This is a genomic window from Paraburkholderia sp. PREW-6R (assembly GCF_039621805.1).
Classification (GTDB): Bacteria; Pseudomonadota; Gammaproteobacteria; order Burkholderiales; family Burkholderiaceae; genus Paraburkholderia.
Window position 1 is genome coordinate 352,913 of the sequence record NZ_CP155073.1, and the last position, 18,566, is coordinate 371,478.

Here is an 18,566-nt window from a genome sequence, read left to right on the forward strand (position 1 = left end):
TCACGGCCGTCGTCCAACAACGACGTTTAACGAAGAGACAAGGATTGGAGGTATCAATGGATGGGAATCCGTTTTTGAAAATTCAGCGCCTGGGACGCGCGCTGATGCTGCCGATCGCGGTGCTGCCGGTGGCCGGCCTGCTGCTGCGCCTCGGCCAGCCCGATGTGTTCAACATCAAGATGATCGCCGACGCCGGCGGTGCGATCTTCGACAACCTGCCGCTGCTTTTCGCCATCGGCGTGGCGGTTGGCTTCGCGAAGGACAACAACGGCGTGGCGGGCCTCGCGGGCGCGATCGGTTATCTGGTCGAAGTCGCGGTGATGAAGGACATCAACGACAAGCTCAACATGGGCGTGTTGTCCGGGATCGTGGCGGGTATTGTCGCGGGCTTGCTGTACAACCGGTACAAGGACATCAAGCTCCCGGATTACCTCGCGTTCTTTGGCGGGAAGCGGTTCGTGCCGATTGTCACCGGGGTGGTGTGTCTGGTGCTCGGTATCGTGTTCGGCTACGTCTGGCAGCCGGTGCAGGGCGTGATCGACACGGCCGGCCATTGGCTGACCACGGCGGGCGCGCTTGGCGCATTCGTGTTCGGCGTGCTGAACCGCCTGCTGCTCGTGACCGGCTTGCATCACATCCTGAACTCGCTGACGTGGTTCGTGTTCGGCACGTTCACGCCGCCCGGCGGCGCGCCGGTGACGGGCGACCTGCATCGCTTCTTCGCGGGCGATCCGACCGCGGGCACGTTCATGACGGGCTTCTTCCCGGTGATGATGTTCGGCTTGCCGGCCGCGTGTCTCGCGATGTTCCACGAAGCACCGAAGGAGCGCCGCGCGGTAGTGGGCGGCCTGCTGTTCTCAATGGCGCTGACCTCCTTCCTGACCGGCGTGACCGAGCCGATCGAGTTCAGCTTCATGTTCCTCGCGCCGGTGCTGTATGTGATCCACGCATTGCTGACGGGTCTGTCACTCGCGATCTGCTCGGCGCTCGGCATTCACCTCGGCTTCACCTTCTCGGCTGGTGCAATCGACTATGTGCTGAATTACGGCCTCTCGACCCGCGGCTGGTGGGCGATTCCGATTGGCCTCGTGTACATGGTCGTGTACTACGGGTTGTTCCGCTTCTTCATCCGCAAGTTCAACATGGCGACGCCGGGCCGGGAGCCGGCAGCAGCGGACGAACCGGTGGAATCGTCAGCGGCCGGCGGTTTCGTTTCGCCGGTAGCGGGCGCCGCAGTGCCGCGCGCGCAGCGTTATATCGCGGCGCTGGGCGGCGCAGCGAATCTCTCTGTAGTGGATGCCTGCACGACGCGTCTGCGTCTTTCGGTGGTGGACTCCAACAAGGTCTCGGAAAGCGAACTGAAGACGATCGGCGCACGCGGATTACTCAAGCGCGGCGCGACCAACGTGCAGGTGATCATTGGGCCGGAGGCGGACATCATCGCCGATGAAATGCGGACGGTCATTGCACAGGGTGGCGATGCGGTGGGCAAGCCTGCCGCTGCTGGTGGCGCTGCCGTTGCGCCTGCGAGGGCCGCTGCTCCGGCCGTCGCGACGCCGCAGGCACATGTGGCAACCGGCGCGCAAGGCGGTCCGCTCGATCCCGATCCGCTGCGCTGGCTCGCCGTGTTCGGCGGCGCGGGCAACGTGGTCTCGCTGGATGCGGTGGCGGCGACGCGTCTGCGCATCGTCGTCAGCGATCCGACGGCGGTGGATCGCCAACGCCTGTCGACGCTCGACACGGCTTGGGTGTCGGCGGATACGTTTCATGTGGTGGTCGGCGAAGCGGCGCAACGCTACGCCGCACAGCTGGCGACGCGCGTGTCGCCGGCCGGCGGCGGCGCCACGCCGTTGCCTGCCTGAGCGGACACCGAAGGAGCGGCTTGCGCCTTTGCGCTACTGTCAATCGCTTGGCCGTAGAGCGCTGGAGTAGTAGCCGTGATACGGCAGTCGTGAGAAGGCAGCCATGAAAAAGCAGCCATGAAAAAGCGGCACGCCGGATTGAATCCAGCGTGCCGCTTTTGCGATTACCGCCTGACAGACGTACGCGGCAGTCAGGCCACCTCTACCTAGTGCGCTGATGTGCGCGTTTTCGGCGCCGTCGTGTCCAACGGCTTACGCGATTCCAGCCACATCACATTGATGACGCCGAACGCCAGCGCCACGCCAATCCCAAGAATCCAGCTGAAGTACCACATCTTTAACTCCTATGATCCGGCTGCCCGGTCAGTACATCGTGTGATGGTTTTCTTCGATGGCTGCCGCCGTGACCTTGCCGCGCATCACGCGATACACCCAGCTCGTGTAGATCAGGACGATCGGCAGAAACACGACGACCGCGACCAGCATGATTTGCAGCGTCATGCGGCTCGACGTCGAATCCCATACGGTGAGACTGCTGCGGCCGTCGAGCGACGAAGGCATGATGAACGGAAACATCGAGAAGCCGGCCGTCAGAATCACGCCAATGATCATCAGCGACGTGGACAGAAACGCGCTTTTCTCGAAGCGCGAGCGCGCCAGCAGCAACGCCAGCACGCCGCCGACGATTCCCGCCACCGGTGCGATCGCCATCCACGGATAGTTGGCGTAATTCGTGAGCCACAGGCCCGGTGCGCCGATCACATTCTTCTCGAGCGGATTGGCTACCGCGTCGAGCGGCGGCGCGTCGATGACCTGATAGCCGCCGATCATCGTCGCGATCAACGCCCCGGCGATCACGAACAGCACCACGCCCGCAAGCGCCGCGATTCGCAATGCGAGCGACGCGCGCTGGGCGACGATGCCGTCCGTCTTCATTTTGATGAAGGCTGCCCCGTGCGCGGCCAGCATCGACACGCTGACCAGACCGCATAGCACCGCAAACGGATTGAGCAGTCCGAAAAAGCCGCCGTGATAGGACACGCGCAGATCGGTGTCGAACGAGAACGGCACGCCTTGCAGCAGGTTGCCGAATGCGACGCCGAACACGAGCGCCGGTACGAAGCCGCCGACGAAGAGCGCCCAGTCCCACGCGGTGCGCCAGCGCGGGTCGTCGCGTTTGCCGCGATAGTCGAAGCCGACCGGGCGGAAGAACAGCGAGAACAGCACCAGCAGCATCGCAAAGTAAAAGCCCGAGAACGACGCGGCGTACACGAGCGGCCACGCGGCGAACATCGCGCCGCCGGCCGTGATGAGCCACACCTGATTGCCTTCCCACGTGGCACCCACGGTGTTCACGACGATGCGCCTTTCCCCATCCGTTTTGCCGACGAACGGCAGCAGAATCGCGGCGCCCATGTCGAAGCCGTCGGTGAGCGCAAAGCCGATCAGCAGCACGCCGATCAGCACCCACCAGATCAGTTTGAGGGTTGCGTAATCCATGATGATCTTGTCCTCGATGCGGTGTGGCGGCGAATCAGGCAGCCGAGTTGGACGGCAGCGGCTGATGCAGCGGCTGGTTGAGTTCGTGGTGATAGCGGCCCGTGTGCAGCGACGACGGCCCGAGCCGCGCGTACTTGAACATCAGCGTGATTTCGATGATGAACAGCACGGTGTAAAACACCACGAAGCCGGCAATACTCAGGTACAGATCACTCGCGGTGAGACTCGAAGCAGAGAGGTTGGTCGGCAGAATGCCCGCGATGGTCCACGGTTGACGGCCCACCTCGGCGACGATCCAGCCGAACTCCGCCGCTAGCCACGGCAACGGAATGGCCCACACGGCCCAGCGCAGGAACCAGCGACGTTTGTCGAGCAGCAACGAGCGTTGCGCACAGAACCAGAAGGCCGCGACGAACGTGGCGAGAAACAGCACGCCGAGCCCGACCATCACGCGAAACGAAAAAAACACGGGCGCGACGGGCGGGATGGTCTTCTTCGCGGCTTGCCTGATCTGAGCGGGCGTGGCGTCGGTGACGGCGGCGGTGAACTGCTTGAGCATCAGACCGTAACCGAGGTCCGCCTTGTGCGCTTCGAATGCGGTTTTGGTTTCGTCGGTCACGTCGCCCTGCTTGAGCTTTTGCAGCGCGGCGTAGGCCAGCATGCCGTTGCGGATCCGCACTTCGTTGTGTGCCATCAGATCCTTCAGGCCGACTACGGGCTCGTCGATCGAACGGGTTGCGATCAGGCCGAGCGCGTAGGGCACGCGGATCGCATAGTCGGTGCGCTCCTCCTGCTGGTTCGGAATGCCGATGATCGTAAACGGCGCCGGTGCGGGCGCGGTTTCCCACTCGGATTCGATCGCGGCCAGCTTCACCTGCTGCACTTCACCGGTGCGGTAGCCGGATTCGTCGCCGAGCACGATCACGCACAGTGTCGACGCGAGCCCGAAGCCCGCGGCGATCGCGAACGAACGCAGCGCGAATTCAGTGTCGCGGCGCTTGAGCAGATACCACGACGAAATCCCCAGTACGAACATCGACGCCGTCACATAACCGGCGGAAACGGTGTGCACGAACTTGACCTGCGCAACCGGGTTGAACAGCACGGAGAAAATGCTGTCGAGTTCCATCCGCATGGTTTCGTAGTTGAAGGTCGCGCCGACCGGATTGTTCATCCAGCCGTTGGCCACGAGAATCCATAGCGCGGACAGGTTCGACCCGAGTGCCACGAGGAACGTGACGATCACGTGCTGCACGCGCGAGAGCCGGTTCCAGCCGAAAAAGAACAGCCCCACAAAGGTCGATTCGAGGAAGAACGCCATGAGCCCTTCGACCGCGAGCGGCACGCCGAAAATGTCGCCCACGTAGTGCGAGTAGTACGACCAGTTGGTGCCGAACTGAAATTCGAGCGTGAGACCGGTCGTGACACCCATCGCGAAATTGATACCGAAAAGCTTGCCCCAGAACTGGGTCATGTCCTTGTAGATCTGTTTGCCGGTCATCACGTAGACCGACTCCATGATGACGAGCAGCCACGACAGACCGAGCGTGAGCGGCACAAAAAGGAAGTGGTAAAGCGCCGTGATGGCGAACTGGAGGCGCGACAGTTCTACGACATCGCTAACGGGCATGTTGGTCACCTTGAGACGGATGCGCGGCGGGCGCGAAGAGCAGCGCCTGTGCGACTTGCTCAGGCGGCAGCGACATGTGCTGCGCCTGTGGATGGTTAAAGAATGTGTATTTGAGCGCCATTAGCAGTACGAACTTGATGGACAGCACGATGGCGATATCCCGCGCCAATGTCGGACCGCGTACCCACGCCGCAAACCGCTTGCGTAGGGTCGAGCGGAGCGTGTTGCGGCGATGGAGGACTATGGTCATGATCGGTCGAAGGCAACTTCACACCGGAATTCCGGCTGGCCCCAGACCGTGAACGATCTGGCGAGTGCGTCCCGATATTAAGAGGATCGACGCGACGCGCGTGATCCGACCGTGCGGCATTGCGTCGCGAACGACATCCCTTTCAAACAGTATTGGTAGGGAGTTTGAGATACGTCAAGAAAGTGCACTTTCTTTGCCCGATCGCAACCCAAGGCGAGCACACGCGAAAGCGTTGCCAGGTGGGCCGCCGGGCAAGCCGCGCGGCAGACGAAAAAAAGCCCCGCCATCTTGCGAAGGCGGGGCTTTCTAACTGGCTGCGCGCCGGGAGGTCCGGCGTGCGTTTATGCTCTGGCGTTATGCGTACTCGGTCAATGCGCCGCGCATTTTCTTCATGGCGCTTGCTTCGATCTGGCGAATACGTTCCGCGGACACACCGAACTCGTCCGCCAGTTCGTGCAGCGTCGAGCCGCCCGAACCGTCGTCTTCTACCTTCAGCCAGCGTGCCTCGATAATGCGGCGGCTGCGGGCGTCGAGCGCGTCCAGCGCGCTTGCAATGCCGTCGCTTTGCAGCTTGTCGCGCTGACGCGAAGCCAGCACGGCGGTCGGCTCGCTGTGCGAGTCGGCCAGATAAGCGATCGGCGCGTAAGACTCTTCGCCGTCTTCGACCTGACCTTCCAGCGCGATATCGCCGCCAGAAAGGCGCGTTTCCATCTCTGCGACTTCCTCGCGCTTCACGTTCAGTTCTTTGGCGAGACCTTCGATCTCGTCTGGCGTGAAAGCGCCCAGGCCTTGCTTGTGGCTGCGCAGGTTGAAGAACAGCTTGCGCTGCGCCTTGGTGGTGGCCACTTTCACCATCCGCCAGTTGCGCAGAATGTATTCGTGGATCTCCGCCTTGATCCAATGCATCGCGTACGACACGAGACGTACGTTCTGCTCCGGATCGAAGCGCTTGACGGCCTTCATCAGGCCGATGTTGCCTTCCTGGATCAGATCGGCGTGCGGCAGACCATAGCCGAGATAGTTGCGCGCGATCGACACGACCAGCCGCAAGTGCGACAGGACGAGACGGCGCGCGGACTCCAGATTGTCCTGCTCGCGAAATTCGGTGGCGAACTGGCGTTCTTCCGCCGGCGTCAGCATCGGAATCCGATTAACGGCCTGGATGTAGGCGTCGATATTGCCCAGCTGGCCGGGCAGCAGCGAGGAATGCGAGAGCGCCAGCGCACCTGCCGGAGCGGCCTTAGCCGACGACGGGCTCAAAGTACTCGGAAGGGTCATTGCATGGCTCACGTGAAAAACTCCTTTGGAATCAGACAAAAGCGTATTCAGTTAAACGACTCCAGCGTTGGATGTTAGCACTCTGAATTGCCGAGTGCTAATACTTAGAGGCCGTAGGGGCATCCAAGTTCCGTAGATTCCTATTGAAATTTAGGTTTCGATAGTCATTTTACGCTTCTGCGCCCAAACATGTGGTAGCCGTATTATTTACCTGACAATTGGCCTTCACGATAATAATTGACCGACAATTCCAAAATTTGAAGCAACTAATTGCAGAAAATTAGATTTCTTCAGATGATCCGCGCGAGCCAGTTTGTCTTTAGAATAGCCAAAAAACTGTTACAGATTGTTCAACTTTCGACGGATCTCGGGTGTTAGATGGACAACAAAAAGAAAGCATTGCGTGGCCTGGCTCTAAAAGGGGCAGTTGCCGCTGTCCTGTTCGGTGCCGCAGGAATGGCCTCGGCCGATCAATTCGGCGTGCAGGTTGCGGCGGGTACAGCCGACCATCATGTCAAGAAGCTCGATCTGGGTCTGGTCTGGGATCCGGATTTGACGTGGTGGCACATCGGCTCATGGCACTTCGCGCTGATCGGCGAAGCGCACGCAGCCTGGTGGCATACCGACGAAGGGGATGTGCACGAGAACATCGGCGAATTCGGGGTGACGCCGTTCATCCGCTTCATCAGGGGCGCGGGGTATGTCCGGCCTTTTGTCGAGGCGGGCGTGGGCGTGCGGCTGCTGACCCATCCGCGTATTACTTCTGACTTCACGATGTCGACGGCGTTCCAGTTCACGCCGACGGCCGGGGTCGGCCTGCAGATCGGGAACCACCAGCAGTACCAGGTGGGTTACCGTTTCCAGCATATTTCCAACGGCGGTATCAAAGAGCCGAATCCTGGTATAAATTTCCACCAGCTATATTTGCAATATAACTTCTGACGACCGTGGCCATGTTCGGCTGACCGGTGCAAGGGGCTGAGCAATGGCTGGAAAGACGATCGAAGCGATCCGCGGGCTGGAGCGGGAGCGTTTTCGTGCGATGGTCGACGGCGACGGACCCTCACTCGACGCCCTCATCGCCGACAACGTGAGCTACGTGCACACCAACGGCAAGCGCGAGACGAAGCGGCAGTTCATCGACGGAATCACGGCCGGGCGCCGCCGCTATCGGCAGATCGAAGTCCAGTCCCAGGACGTGCTGCCGGTTGGCCGTGAAACCTGCGTCGTCACGGGCCGCGCGCTGATCGAGATGGAAGCGAATAACGGCGCCTTGCTGTTTCCGATCGCGTACATCGCGATTCATGCGCAGGAAGAAGGGCATTGGCGGCTGATCGCGTGGCAGGCGACGCGTTGCGCAATCGAATAGGGCTTCATCACGCAGCGTGCCTGTCGCTTTTTGCGTCGACGCGCCGATCGACTTGCCGCCGCAACCGCGTTGCCAACCCGCGCGCGAATCAACATACCTGAAAAACGTAGCGTAACGCCGCACCTTCCGTTGAGCGGCTGGCGCGCTTTAACGCGCGACTTTCGCCACGCCCGCAATCAGCTCGACCTGCCGCTCGATCGCGCTTGGAACGGGTGCTTCGCCGCGCAACACGGCGGCGATCCACGTGGCCGTGGTGGCGGCGTCGCGCGCTTCGGGCAACTCGACCTCCGGCGCATCGGACGACGAACGTTCGTGCGGCACGAGCGTTTCGCACACGCCGTCGTGCAGCCAGTCCACCTGAACCTGGCGGCGCGTATCGGCCACCGCCTCCCCTTCGGTGCCGCGCGCGAGCAGTGCGCCACCCGCGGCCGCGTCCGGATGCGTATTGAACAGTTGCGTGAGGCTGTCGCGATATGGCGGATGCGTGTAGTTGACGAGGCGCAGGCCCGCGGGCGCGAACGGCTGAAGGATTTTCACGAGCGTATGCGTGGAATTGCGCACCCCCATCCGGCGACGCAGCGACAGCAACCGCGCGAGCTTCGGCGCGAGCACGTCGATTGGCGCAAACGCGAGCCGGCGCGCGGCAAGACCCTCTTCGATATCGGCGTGCGAGCCCGCGTGCGGAATGTGCAGATGTGTGAATATTTCTGCGCTCGTGACACGGCCGGGATCTTCCGTCACGCCATGCACCAGCACCGGCACGCCCTCGCGTGCAAGCAGCAACGCGAGCAGAGGCACCAGGTTCGGCTGCTTGCGCGCGCCGTTGTAGGTCGGGATCGCAACCGGCCGGAATGCGCCGTTCGGCGCATGAATCGGCTCGAACGATGCGTGCGCGCCGGCCAGCATGGCCGCGAGTTCGTCGGCGGTCTCGCCTTTCACCCGGTAGGCCAACAGCACGGCGCCTAGTTCGAGTTCGGCGACGCGGCCGTCCAGCATGGCTGAATAGAGCGCCCGTGTGTCGTCGGCGGTGAGCGCGCGGGCTCCATTCGGGCCGCGCCCGATTTCCTTGATGAAGCGGGCGCAGGGGAACGGCGTGACGGTGTCGGCGGAGTCGGTCATGGGCGCAAAGAGGGCGGTGCGGCGTCTCGTGGTGAACCGCCAGCCGCCGCGATCGAAGATAGTGTCGCCTATGAGTATCGCATCTATGGCGGCCCGGCAAGGTGTCGCACGAGGCGACCGGATGTTCGGCCGCTCTGCCGCGTCGCACGCACGGCGCCTGGGCGCGCGTTACACTCGTTGTTTTAGCGCGGTGCCGGCCGCAAGCGCTGGCGCTGTCAGTCGCCCCCAGTCATGAAAACGGAGAATCGGATGAGTTACGTCTTTGCGCCCGCACCGCAGGTCGCGGTGCCGGTGGTCGGGTCCAGCGAGCAGTTTCCGGTGCGGCGCATTTACTGCGTGGGCCGCAACTACGAGGCGCACGCGCGCGAAATGGGCCACGATCCGGACCGCGAGCCGCCGTTTTTCTTCGCCAAGCCGGCCGACGCCGTGCTGTATGTCGCGCCGGGCAACACGGGTGAATTTCCGTATCCGTCACAATCGAAAAACGTTCACTTCGAGATGGAAATGGTGGCGGCGATCGGCAAGGGCGGCAAGAACATTCCGGCCGAAAGCGCGCTGGACCACGTGTACGGCTACGCGCTCGGGCTCGACATGACGCGCCGCGATCTGCAGGGCGAGGCGAAAAAGCTGGGCCGTCCGTGGGACACGGCGAAGGGTTTCGACCATTCCGCGCCGCTCGGGCCGATCCATCCAGTCGCGACGGTTGGGCACATCGGCCAGGGCGCAATCTGGCTGTCGGTCAACGGCGAAGAAAAACAGAAATCGGACGTGTCGCAACTGATCTGGTCGGTGGCCGAAACGATCGCTTATCTGTCGACGTTATTCGAGCTTCGGCCAGGCGACCTGATTTTCACCGGCACGCCTGAAGGCGTCGGCGCCGTGGCGAAGGGCGATCTGATGAGAGGCGGCGTGGACGGCCTGGGCGAACTCAGCGTGCGCGTCGTCTGACGCACGGCCGGAGGAGACACGATATGAAGCTCTATAGCTACTTCCGCAGCTCGGCGTCGTACCGGGTGCGCATTGCGCTCAACATCAAGAACCTGCCTTACGAGTACCTGCCGGTTCACCTCGTGCGCGACGGCGGCGAGCAGCTCAAACCGGAGTATCGGAAGGTGAATCCGGACGCCATTGTGCCGACCTTCGTCGACGGCGATGACGTGATGCCGCAGTCACTGGCGATCATCGAATATCTGGAGGAAACGCATCCGAAGCCGGCGCTGCTGCCCGATTCGGCGGTCGATCGTGCTTATGTGCGGTCCGTCGCGTTGCAGGTGGCGTGCGAGATTCATCCATTGAACAATCTGCGCGTGCTGAAGTATCTGAAGCACACCTTGCATGTCGACGACGACGCGAAAGACGCGTGGTACAAGCATTGGGTCGAGGCCGGTTTTGCGACGCTTGAAGCGCACCTCGCCGGCGACGGCCGCACCGGCAAGCTCTGTTTCGGCGACACGCCCACGCTGGCAGATACCTGTCTAATTCCACAGGTGTTCAACGCACAGCGCTTCAAGATCGACACAGCCCAATTTCCGACCATCCAGCGCATTTACGATCACGCGATGCAGATTGATGCGTTCGCGCGCGCCGCGCCGGGCGCGCAGCCGGACGCGGAATAAGCGCGCGTTCCTGCGATGAAAAAAGGGCGCTTCGTTTGACCGGAGCGCCCTTCTTTATCTGAATTTCTTGAAACCGGCGACGCGCCGCTCGGTCGCACCGCAGCACAGCCTGCCGGCGCGGCGGAAAGCTTCGGGACGTCGCTCAACCGCCCAGCAACGCGTCCGAAAACTCTTCGGCGCTGAACGGCTGCAAATCTTCCACCTTCTCGCCAACGCCGATGAAGTACACCGGGATAGGGCGCTGGCGTGCGATCGCGGCGAGAATGCCGCCTTTCGCCGTGCCGTCGAGCTTGGTGACGACCAGACCGGTGAGGCCGAGCGCGTCGTCGAATGCTTTGACCTGCGCGAGCGCGTTCTGGCCGGTATTCGCGTCGATGACGAGCAGCACTTCGTGCGGCGCGCCGTCCATTGCCTTGCCAATCACGCGTTTGACCTTGCGCAGCTCTTCCATCAGATGCAACTGGGTTGGCAGACGGCCGGCCGTATCGGCCATCATCACGTCGATCTTGCGGGCGCGCGCCGCGCCGACCGCGTCGAAAATCACCGCTGCCGGGTCGCCACTTTCCTGCGACACCACCGTCACGTTGTTGCGCTGACCCCAGATCGCAAGCTGCTCGCGAGCGGCCGCGCGGAACGTGTCGCCCGCTGCCAGCAGCACGGACTGATTGAAACTTTGCAGATGCTTGGCAAGCTTGCCGATGCTGGTGGTTTTACCTGCGCCGTTCACGCCCGCGATCATCATCACGAGCGGCTGCGCGTGGCCGAGCATCAGCGATTTTTCGAGCGGCTTGAGCAACTCGATCAACAGTGCGCGCAGCGCGGCCTTCACCTGTTGCGGCTCGGTGAGGCGCTCGGTGCGCACTTTCTCACGCAAGGATTCGAGCAGGAATTCGGTGGCGTCGATACCCGCGTCCGACATCAGCAGCGCGGTTTCGAGTTCTTCGTAAAGATCTTCGTCGATCTTCGTGCCGACGAAGATGCCGGTCAGGCTCGAACTTGTCTTCGACAATCCCGTTTTCAGGCGCGTGAGCCACGAGCGTTTCGTGCCGGCGTCCTGCTGCGGAGGCGGAACGATCTCAATGGACTCTTCGGCTTCGATCCCGGCTTCCGGCTCGACCGGCGCCGCGACCGGGTGCGGAAAGTCGGCCGCAGGTGCCTGTGACACGGCAGGTACGACTCGCGGGTCTTCAAAACTGTCCGGTGTCAGGTCGTCTGACGCCGACGGCGATTCGTCCGGCGCGTTATCGGACTCTTTCGAACCCTTGAATCGTTTGAAAAAGCTGAACATGATCTGGCATGGTGAGAGCGCGCGCCGATGCGCACGGCCGGCGTGAACCCGGCGGAAGCGGCAGGCGGCGTTGCGATGCGGGATGCAAGGCGCTGGAAGTCCCGCATTTTATCAGGCGCGCCGCCGACCGTCGTATCGGCCGATCGGCCAGGGTGGACGCGGCCTGGCCCTGTGGTAACGTTGGCGTTCCGGCCCCGGCGCCCAGGCTTCGTTTTCAGGCGTGCCTACTCGTCGCGGGCGCCCACCACGTCATTGATACTGCATGCCTCGCTCCACACCCTCTCGCGCCCACGGCGCCTCGTCCAAAGGCGGCAAGCCGCACGCCATTCGCATCATCGGCGGCGACTGGAAACGCACCCCTTTGCCCGTACTGGATCTCGACGGCCTGCGTCCTACGCCCGACCGCGTGCGCGAAACGCTGTTCAACTGGCTCGGTCAGCGGCTGGACGGCCAGCGGTGCCTCGACCTGTTCGCCGGCAGCGGCGCGCTGGGTTTCGAGGCCGCGTCGCGCGGCGCGGCACGTGTGGTGATGGTGGAGCGCAACGCGCGGGCAGCCTCGCAATTGCGCGCCAATCAGGAGCGCCTCACCGCGCGCACGATCGAAATAGTGGAGGCCGACGGCTTGCGCCTTGCCGCGAGTCTCGCCCCGGGTTCGTTCGATGTCGTATTTCTTGACCCGCCCTTTGCGCCCTTCGGTGACGGCCTGCTCGACAAGGCGCTGGCGCTGGCCGCGCCGCTGCTAGACGCTGACGGCTATCTGTACGTCGAATCCGGCGCAGCGCTCGAACTGGCAGGCAATGAGTCGCTTGCAGGCTGGGAAATCGTGAGGCAGGGCAAAGCGGGTGCGGTCCACTTTCATTTGCTGCAACGCGAAAATAAGGAATAATGCGCGTTCAAAATAAGCGCCGGGCGGTTGCTGTTACGTGCGCGGCGGGTGCCACAATGCGTCACGTGGACGCTTTGACGTGCCCATTTGTCTGAAGAGAGGAGATTCTCATGGTAGTCGCCGTGTACCCGGGCACGTTCGATCCGCTGACGCGCGGTCACGAAGACCTCGTTCGGCGCGCGTCGAGCATTTTCGACACGCTGGTGGTCGGCGTCGCCGACAGCCGCAACAAGAAGCCATTTTTCACGCTTGAAGAGCGCCTCGACATCGCGCACGAAGTGCTCGGACATTATCCAAACGTCCAGGTAATGAGCTTCAAAGGGCTACTGAAAGACTTCGTGCGAACCAACAATGCGCGCGTGATCGTGCGGGGTTTGCGCGCCGTGTCCGACTTCGAGTACGAGTTCCAGATGGCGGGCATGAACCGCTACCTGTTGCCGGATGTGGAGACGATGTTCATGACGCCATCGGATCAATATCAGTTCATCTCGGGCACCATCGTCCGCGAAATCGCTCAGCTCGGCGGCGATGTCAGCAAATTCGTGTTTCCATCGGTCGAAAAACGGCTGAAGGAAAAGGTTGCCGCGTTGGACGCGAACAGCGCTTCGGCGGGCCAGCCGTAACCGGCGTAAACTGTCGGTTTGACGGATCAAAGCCGGCTCTGACCGGCGCGAAGCGAGAGAAGTATGGCCCTGATGATTACCGACGAGTGCATCAATTGCGACGTGTGCGAGCCTGAGTGCCCGAACGACGCGATTTCGATGGGTACGGAAATCTATGTGATCGACCCGAAGAAATGTACGGAATGTGTCGGCCATTTCGACGAGCCGCAGTGTATTCAGGTGTGTCCAGTGGAGTGCATTCCGCGTGACCCTGAGCATCTGGAGACACCCGAGGGTTTGATGGCGAAGTATCACGCGTTGCAGGTTGCGAAGGGCGCCTGAGGGTTCGCAGATGTGACAAAGGCGAGGCTTCCTGCCTCGCCTTTTTTTCGCGCTTCTTTCTTTGCGTCGCGGGCGCGCTCTCGCCTCGTTTATGTTTAACCGACGTACGCGCCAAAAATGTCGCGCAGCGCGTCGAGCAACACGTTGCACTCAGCGTCGGTACCGACCGAAATCCGCAAGTACTGATCGATGCGCGGCGCCTTGAAGTGGCGCACGAAAATCTCCTTCTCCCTGAGACACTGCACAAGCATCGCGGCATCGTAGCCGTCGTGTCGCACAAATAGCATGTTTGCCGCCGACGGCACCACGTCGAAGCCAAGTGCCGTCAGTCCGGCAGCGAGGTGCTCGCGACTCGCGATCACCTTCGCGCACGTGTCGCGGAACCAGGCTTCATCGACATACGCGGCGGTGGCGGCGACTTGAGCGAGGCGGTCGAGCGGGTAGGAATTGAAGCTGTCCTTGACGCGATTCAGCGCGTCGATCAGTTCCGGGTTGCCGAACGCGAAGCCGACACGCATGCCGGCCAGCGAGCGTGCCTTCGACACGGTCTGGATCACCAGCAGGTTCGGATAGCGGTCGATCAGACCTATCGCCGATTCGGCGCCGAAGTCGACGTAGGCCTCGTCGATCACGACGACCGACTCCGTGTTTCGCGCAATCAGACGTTCGATATCGGTGAGCGGCAGCGGGCGGCCGGTCGGTGCGTTCGGGTTCGGGAAAAGCACGCCACCGTTGGGCGTTGCGTAGTCGTCCACGTTAAGTGCGAAGCTGGAGTCGAGCGCAATTGTCCTGTATTCGACCTCGAACAGCCGGGCGTAAGCGGGATAAAAGCTGTAAGTGATGTCCGGGAACAGCAGCGGCTTGTCGTGCTTGAGCAGCGCCTGGAAGGTGAGCGCGAGTACTTCGTCCGAACCATTGCCTGCGAAAACCTGCGCTGTAAGGATGCCGTGGTACGCCGCGACCGTTTCGCGCAACTTCAGCGCAGTCGGGTCCGGATAACGGCGCAGCGATTCGGCCGCGTCGCCTAATTCCTGACGGATCGCTTCGAGCACGCGCGGCGACGGCGGATAGGGATTTTCGTTGGTGTTCAGCTTCACCGGATGCGCGACCAGGGGCTGCTCGCCTGGCACATACGGCGTCAGATGGTGAACGACGTCACTCCAAAAGCGGCTCAAGCGGTTCTCCTGTTCGTGTGGCTGTAAAGCTGCGGCAACGTGAGACAGTGCGACGCGCTGGAATCCATCAGCCATTGCGATGCAGTTGCATCATCGCGCGCTCGAGTTCACCCTTGATGACCTGTGGCATTACGGCGAGCGCACGTTCAATGGAAGCGTCAATCACTTCCTGTTCCTCGCGCCGCGGCGGTTTCAGCACAAAGTTGGCGACGTCCGGCTTGGCGCCGGCGCGGGCGCTTTCCGGAATCAGGTCACGAGGATGGCCAATGCCGATCCGCAGTCGCCAATATTGTTGCGATGACAGATGAGCGGTGATGTCTTTCAACCCATTGTGGCCGCCGCTGCCGCCGCCGAGCTTCAGCTTGACGCTGCCGGGCGGCAAGTCGAGTTCGTCGTGCACGACCAGAATCTCGTCGGGAAGAATTTTGAAGAACTGTGCAACCGCGACGACGGACTGACCGGAGCGGTTCATGTAGGTTTGCGGTTCCAGCAGATGTACTTCCTCGCCGTGCAGGCGGGCTTTGGCATAGAAACCGTGGAAGCGTCGCTCGTCGCGCAGTGTCGTTCCTGCTTCGCGCGCCAGTTGATCGACCAGCCAGAAGCCGGCGTTATGGCGCGTCACGGTGTATTCGGCGCCCGGATTGCCGAGGCCGACGATCAGCTTGATCATGATTGCGTAGATCCATCTGGCTCAGGAGTCGAACATACCGAGCCCAAAAAGCCGAAAGAAGCCGAAAAAAAACCCGCCGGGGCGAACCTCGGCGGGTGACATCGACCGTCTCATTGAGACGGATCGAGAGGATTGCGTTGCTTGTCGCCTTGCTGGCAAGTTAAGCAGCCGGCGTTTCGCCTTCAGCTTGACCAGCGGCTTCATCTTCCGACACCACGCCAGCCGGGATCGTAGCTGCAGCCAGAACCGGGTTTTCTGCCGCGACGTGAGCCACCAGCGCCACACCTTCCGGCAGCTTGATGTCGTTCGCGTGAATCGAGTGGCCTGCTTCGATCGAAGCCAAGTCGACTTCAATGAATTCCGGCAGTGCCGACGGCAGGCACTCGACTTCGATTTCGTTCAGAACGTGCGTGATAACCGCGCTCGACAGCTTCACTGCCGGGTTGGTTTCCTGGTTCATGAAGTGCAGCGGCACCTTGGTGTGCAACTTCTTCTTCGCGTCGACACGTTGGAAGTCCACGTGCAGAACGAGCTGACGGAACGGGTGGTATTGCACGTCGCGCAGCAGCACCTGTTGCGTGTTGCCTGCCACTTCCAGTTCGAGAATCGACGAGTGGAAAACTTCTTTCTTCAGCGCGTGCCACAGTGCGTTGTGGTCCAGTTCGACCAATTGCGTTTCAGCACCAGCGCCATATACGATGCCCGGGGTCTTTCCCGAGTTACGCAGGCGGCGGCTCGCACCCGTACCTTGCAAAGAACGCTCGAAAGCGACTACTTTCATTTTGAATCTCCATTGCACTGCCCGCGACCAGGCAGTAAAAACGGGGCCTCCAAGCCGTAATGGCTGAGGCCCCAGAACTGCGGCACGAACCTTCGTTCGTTCGCGCCGATTGTGCAAAAGCGCAGCATTGCACGGATGCAGACGCTGCGCCTTCGCAAATACTTAACTTTCAGCGAACAGCGACATGACCGAATCGCCGCGGCGAATCCGCGAGAACGTTTCGGCCAGCAGGCCGGCGCTGGTCAACGAACGGATCTTTGCGCACGAGCGGGCTTCTTCGCCGAGCGGGATCGTGTCCGTGACAACCAGTTCGTCGAGCGCGGAGGCTGCAATACGCTCGCCTGCGCCGCCGGACAGAACCGGGTGCGTAGCGTAAGCGAAAACCTGCTTCGCGCCACGTTCCTTCAAAACTTGTGCTGCCTTGCAAAGCGTGCCGGCAGTGTCGACCATGTCGTCCATGATCACGCAGGTACGGCCCTCGACTTCACCGATGATATTCATCACCTCGGCGACGTTCGCCTTCGGACGACGCTTGTCGATGATCGCGAGATCGCAGTTCAGCTGCTTTGCCAACGCCCGCGCACGTACCACGCCGCCGACGTCCGGCGAAACGACCAGCAGGTTCTCGTAGTTCTGCTTGCGCAGATCGCCGAGCAGCACGGGCGTAGCGTAGATATTGTCGACCGGAATGTCGAAGAAGCCCTGGATCTGGTCAGCGTGCAGATCCATTGTGATGATCCGCTCGACGCCCGCGATTTCCAGCATGTTCGCCACGATCTTCGCCGAAATGGCGACGCGCGCCGAACGAGGGCGACGATCTTGACGTGCATAACCGAAGTAGGGAATGGCTGCGGTGATCCGGCCAGCAGATGCGCGTTTGAGCGCATCGACCATGATCATCAGCTCCATCAAGTTGTCATTCGCCGGTGCGCACGTGGACTGCAGGACGAAAACATCCTTGCCACGCACGTTTTCCTGAATCTCGACCTGAATTTCGCCGTCTGAGAAACGGCTAACCATTGCTTTGCCGAGGGGAATACCGAGGATCTTGACGACTTCCTGTGCAAGCGCAGGATTTGCGTTGCCAGTAAAAACCATCAGGCCGTCATGGCTGCTCATCGTGCACCTATTTCAGGCTGGGGGCGAGGGGAACTGCGAGAAAATTTGGCAGGGGAGAAAGGATTCGAACCTTTGCATGCCGGAATCAAAATCCGGTGCCTTAACCAGCTTGGCGACTCCCCTACACTAACTTTGAGCCCCGCCGAACGTGGAGTTTCGTTCGACGATGCAAAACTTATGACGCGAAAGCGAAGAGTGGATGCTGATCGAGGCCTGCTGCCACTGCGCTGTTCCATTCGCGAGGCAGTTTGGCTTGCACCACTTCTGCCTCAGCTTGACTACGGAACGCTGCAAAGACACTTGCACCTGATCCGGACATCCGCGCTGGTGCGACGTTCTCAAACCATCGCAGCACTTGCGCTACTTCCGCGTATTTTCCCACGACAACCGGCTGCATGTCATTCCGGCCAAAACTCTCCGGCCATTCAGTGTTGCAGCTAAGTTCTGCAGGAAAGTCCGTAATTATTAGGGACTTTGAATTCCGTGTCAACGCTTTTTCGGAAAAAATCGCTGCGGTTGGAACCTGAACCCGCGGCGTCACTACCAGGAAATGACGCGGCGGCAATTGTACAACGTCTAAAGCCTCTCCGACACCCTCCGCAAACGCATTTTTGCCGAAGACGAAAAATGGCACGTCGGCGCCGAGTTTCAACGCGAGCGCCTGCAATTCGAGTCGCGGCAAATCGAGCTTCCACAAACGGTTCAATGCCAACAGCGTGGTGGCTGCATCGGAGCTGCCGCCGCCGAGGCCCGCACCCATCGGCAGCCGCTTGTCGATTTCGATATCGACGCCGTGCCGCGAACCCGTGTGCGCTTTCAGAAGCGTCGCAGCGCGCACGGTGAGATCGTGCTCGGCCGGGACGTCGGCGATTTCAGTGCGGCGCGTGATAAGCCCATCGTCGCGCCGCGTGAAGTGCAGCGTGTCGCCCCAGTTCAGCAACTGGAAAACGGTTTGCAGCGTGTGATAGCCATCGGGACGACGGCCCGTGATGTGCAGGAACAGGTTGAGTTTCGCTGGCGCGAGACAATCGCGCAGCGAGTCGGTAGTTTCAATCATGAGTCGGCTACGTGCGCCACGA

At 61.5% G+C, this 18,566-nt stretch carries 20 protein-coding genes and 1 tRNA gene; 8 read left to right on the forward strand and 13 right to left on the reverse strand.

All coding sequences use genetic code 11. The features are described 5' to 3' along the window. Window positions 1-56 precede the first annotated feature (56 nt). Complete coding sequence (nagE, locus tag AAGS40_RS01585; protein ID WP_345812767.1) at window positions 57-1,862, forward strand: N-acetylglucosamine-specific PTS transporter subunit IIBC; 1,806 nt, start codon at window positions 57-59, stop codon at window positions 1,860-1,862. 206 nt (window positions 1,863-2,068) lie between these two features. Here nagE and cydX read toward each other — a convergent pair whose 3' ends face one another. The 5 genes from cydX to rpoH all read right to left on the reverse strand — a co-directional run bounded on the left by cydX (window position 2,069) and on the right by rpoH (window position 6,532). Then, complete coding sequence (gene cydX / locus AAGS40_RS01590; RefSeq protein ID WP_345812768.1) at window positions 2,069-2,197, reverse strand: cytochrome bd-I oxidase subunit CydX; 129 nt, start codon at window positions 2,195-2,197, stop codon at window positions 2,069-2,071. 28 nt (window positions 2,198-2,225) lie between these two features. Continuing rightward, on the reverse strand, window positions 2,226-3,362 hold the full coding sequence (cydB, locus tag AAGS40_RS01595; RefSeq protein WP_345812769.1) for a cytochrome d ubiquinol oxidase subunit II: 1,137 nt from the start codon (window positions 3,360-3,362) through the stop codon (window positions 2,226-2,228). Between the two features lie 34 nt (window positions 3,363-3,396). Then, window positions 3,397-4,992 (reverse strand): cytochrome ubiquinol oxidase subunit I, encoded by a 1,596-nt coding sequence (locus AAGS40_RS01600; protein ID WP_345812770.1) that lies wholly within the window; start codon window positions 4,990-4,992, stop codon window positions 3,397-3,399. Beyond that, the gene (gene cydP, locus AAGS40_RS01605) at window positions 4,982-5,242 is read right to left on the reverse strand and encodes a cytochrome oxidase putative small subunit CydP (protein WP_345812771.1); all 261 of its coding nucleotides are present in this window, start codon (window positions 5,240-5,242) and stop codon (window positions 4,982-4,984) included. The genes AAGS40_RS01600 and cydP overlap by 11 nt, the downstream gene beginning before the upstream one ends. 354 nt (window positions 5,243-5,596) lie before the next feature. Further along, window positions 5,597-6,532, reverse strand: a complete 936-nt coding sequence (rpoH, locus tag AAGS40_RS01610; RefSeq protein ID WP_345812772.1) for an RNA polymerase sigma factor RpoH — start codon at window positions 6,530-6,532, stop codon at window positions 5,597-5,599. Window positions 6,533-6,898: 366 nt separating this feature from the next. Between rpoH and AAGS40_RS01615 the strand changes: the two genes are divergently transcribed. Together AAGS40_RS01615 and AAGS40_RS01620 are read left to right on the forward strand one after the other, a co-directional pair. Continuing rightward, on the forward strand, window positions 6,899-7,462 hold the full coding sequence (locus tag AAGS40_RS01615) for an acyloxyacyl hydrolase (RefSeq protein WP_345812773.1): 564 nt from the start codon (window positions 6,899-6,901) through the stop codon (window positions 7,460-7,462). 43 nt (window positions 7,463-7,505) lie between these two features. Beyond that, on the forward strand, window positions 7,506-7,889 hold the full coding sequence (locus AAGS40_RS01620) for a nuclear transport factor 2 family protein (RefSeq protein ID WP_345812774.1): 384 nt from the start codon (window positions 7,506-7,508) through the stop codon (window positions 7,887-7,889). 147 nt (window positions 7,890-8,036) lie between these two features. Here AAGS40_RS01620 and ybiB read toward each other — a convergent pair whose 3' ends face one another. Then, window positions 8,037-9,008, reverse strand: a complete 972-nt coding sequence (gene ybiB, locus AAGS40_RS01625) for a DNA-binding protein YbiB (RefSeq protein WP_345812775.1) — start codon at window positions 9,006-9,008, stop codon at window positions 8,037-8,039. Between the two features lie 249 nt (window positions 9,009-9,257). On the opposite strand from ybiB, the gene AAGS40_RS01630 reads away from it, so the two are divergent. Next, window positions 9,258-9,956 carry a fumarylacetoacetate hydrolase family protein gene (locus AAGS40_RS01630; RefSeq protein ID WP_345812776.1) on the forward strand — a complete coding sequence of 233 codons (699 nt, stop codon included), beginning with the start codon at window positions 9,258-9,260 and terminating at the stop codon, window positions 9,954-9,956. Between the two features lie 23 nt (window positions 9,957-9,979). After that, on the forward strand, window positions 9,980-10,624 hold the full coding sequence (maiA, locus tag AAGS40_RS01635) for a maleylacetoacetate isomerase (protein WP_345812777.1): 645 nt from the start codon (window positions 9,980-9,982) through the stop codon (window positions 10,622-10,624). 142 nt (window positions 10,625-10,766) lie between these two features. Here maiA and ftsY read toward each other — a convergent pair whose 3' ends face one another. Beyond that, the gene (gene ftsY, locus AAGS40_RS01640; RefSeq protein ID WP_345812778.1) at window positions 10,767-11,912 is read right to left on the reverse strand and encodes a signal recognition particle-docking protein FtsY; all 1,146 of its coding nucleotides are present in this window, start codon (window positions 11,910-11,912) and stop codon (window positions 10,767-10,769) included. A gap of 262 nt (window positions 11,913-12,174) precedes the next feature. Between ftsY and rsmD the strand changes: the two genes are divergently transcribed. From rsmD to AAGS40_RS01655, 3 genes are all read left to right on the forward strand, one after another. Then, window positions 12,175-12,798, forward strand: a complete 624-nt coding sequence (gene rsmD / locus AAGS40_RS01645; RefSeq protein ID WP_345812779.1) for a 16S rRNA (guanine(966)-N(2))-methyltransferase RsmD — start codon at window positions 12,175-12,177, stop codon at window positions 12,796-12,798. A gap of 110 nt (window positions 12,799-12,908) precedes the next feature. Continuing rightward, window positions 12,909-13,421, forward strand: a complete 513-nt coding sequence (gene coaD, locus AAGS40_RS01650) for a pantetheine-phosphate adenylyltransferase (protein ID WP_345812780.1) — start codon at window positions 12,909-12,911, stop codon at window positions 13,419-13,421. Window positions 13,422-13,484: 63 nt separating this feature from the next. After that, window positions 13,485-13,742, forward strand: coding sequence for a YfhL family 4Fe-4S dicluster ferredoxin (locus AAGS40_RS01655; protein WP_345812781.1), 258 nt, complete (start codon window positions 13,485-13,487; stop codon window positions 13,740-13,742). A gap of 95 nt (window positions 13,743-13,837) precedes the next feature. Here the strand turns inward: AAGS40_RS01655 and hisC are convergent, their stop codons facing one another. From hisC to ispE, 6 genes are all read right to left on the reverse strand, one after another. Continuing rightward, window positions 13,838-14,917: a histidinol-phosphate transaminase gene (hisC, locus tag AAGS40_RS01660; protein ID WP_345812782.1), complete on the reverse strand. Its 1,080-nt coding sequence runs from the start codon at window positions 14,915-14,917 to the stop codon at window positions 13,838-13,840. Between the two features lie 67 nt (window positions 14,918-14,984). Further along, entirely contained in the window at window positions 14,985-15,587 is a 603-nt protein-coding gene (gene pth, locus AAGS40_RS01665) for an aminoacyl-tRNA hydrolase (protein ID WP_345812783.1), read from the reverse strand. A 160-nt stretch (window positions 15,588-15,747) separates the two neighbouring features. Beyond that, on the reverse strand, window positions 15,748-16,368 hold the full coding sequence (locus AAGS40_RS01670) for a 50S ribosomal protein L25/general stress protein Ctc (RefSeq protein WP_345812784.1): 621 nt from the start codon (window positions 16,366-16,368) through the stop codon (window positions 15,748-15,750). A 162-nt stretch (window positions 16,369-16,530) separates the two neighbouring features. Further along, a complete protein-coding gene (locus tag AAGS40_RS01675) occupies window positions 16,531-17,487 on the reverse strand; it encodes a ribose-phosphate pyrophosphokinase (RefSeq protein WP_006048037.1) in 957 nt (318 codons plus the stop codon). A 46-nt stretch (window positions 17,488-17,533) separates the two neighbouring features. Further along, window positions 17,534-17,610, reverse strand: a tRNA-Gln gene (locus tag AAGS40_RS01680). A 52-nt stretch (window positions 17,611-17,662) separates the two neighbouring features. Next, a complete protein-coding gene (ispE, locus tag AAGS40_RS01685) occupies window positions 17,663-18,544 on the reverse strand; it encodes a 4-(cytidine 5'-diphospho)-2-C-methyl-D-erythritol kinase (RefSeq protein WP_345814463.1) in 882 nt (293 codons plus the stop codon). Window positions 18,545-18,566: the final 22 nt, after the last annotated feature.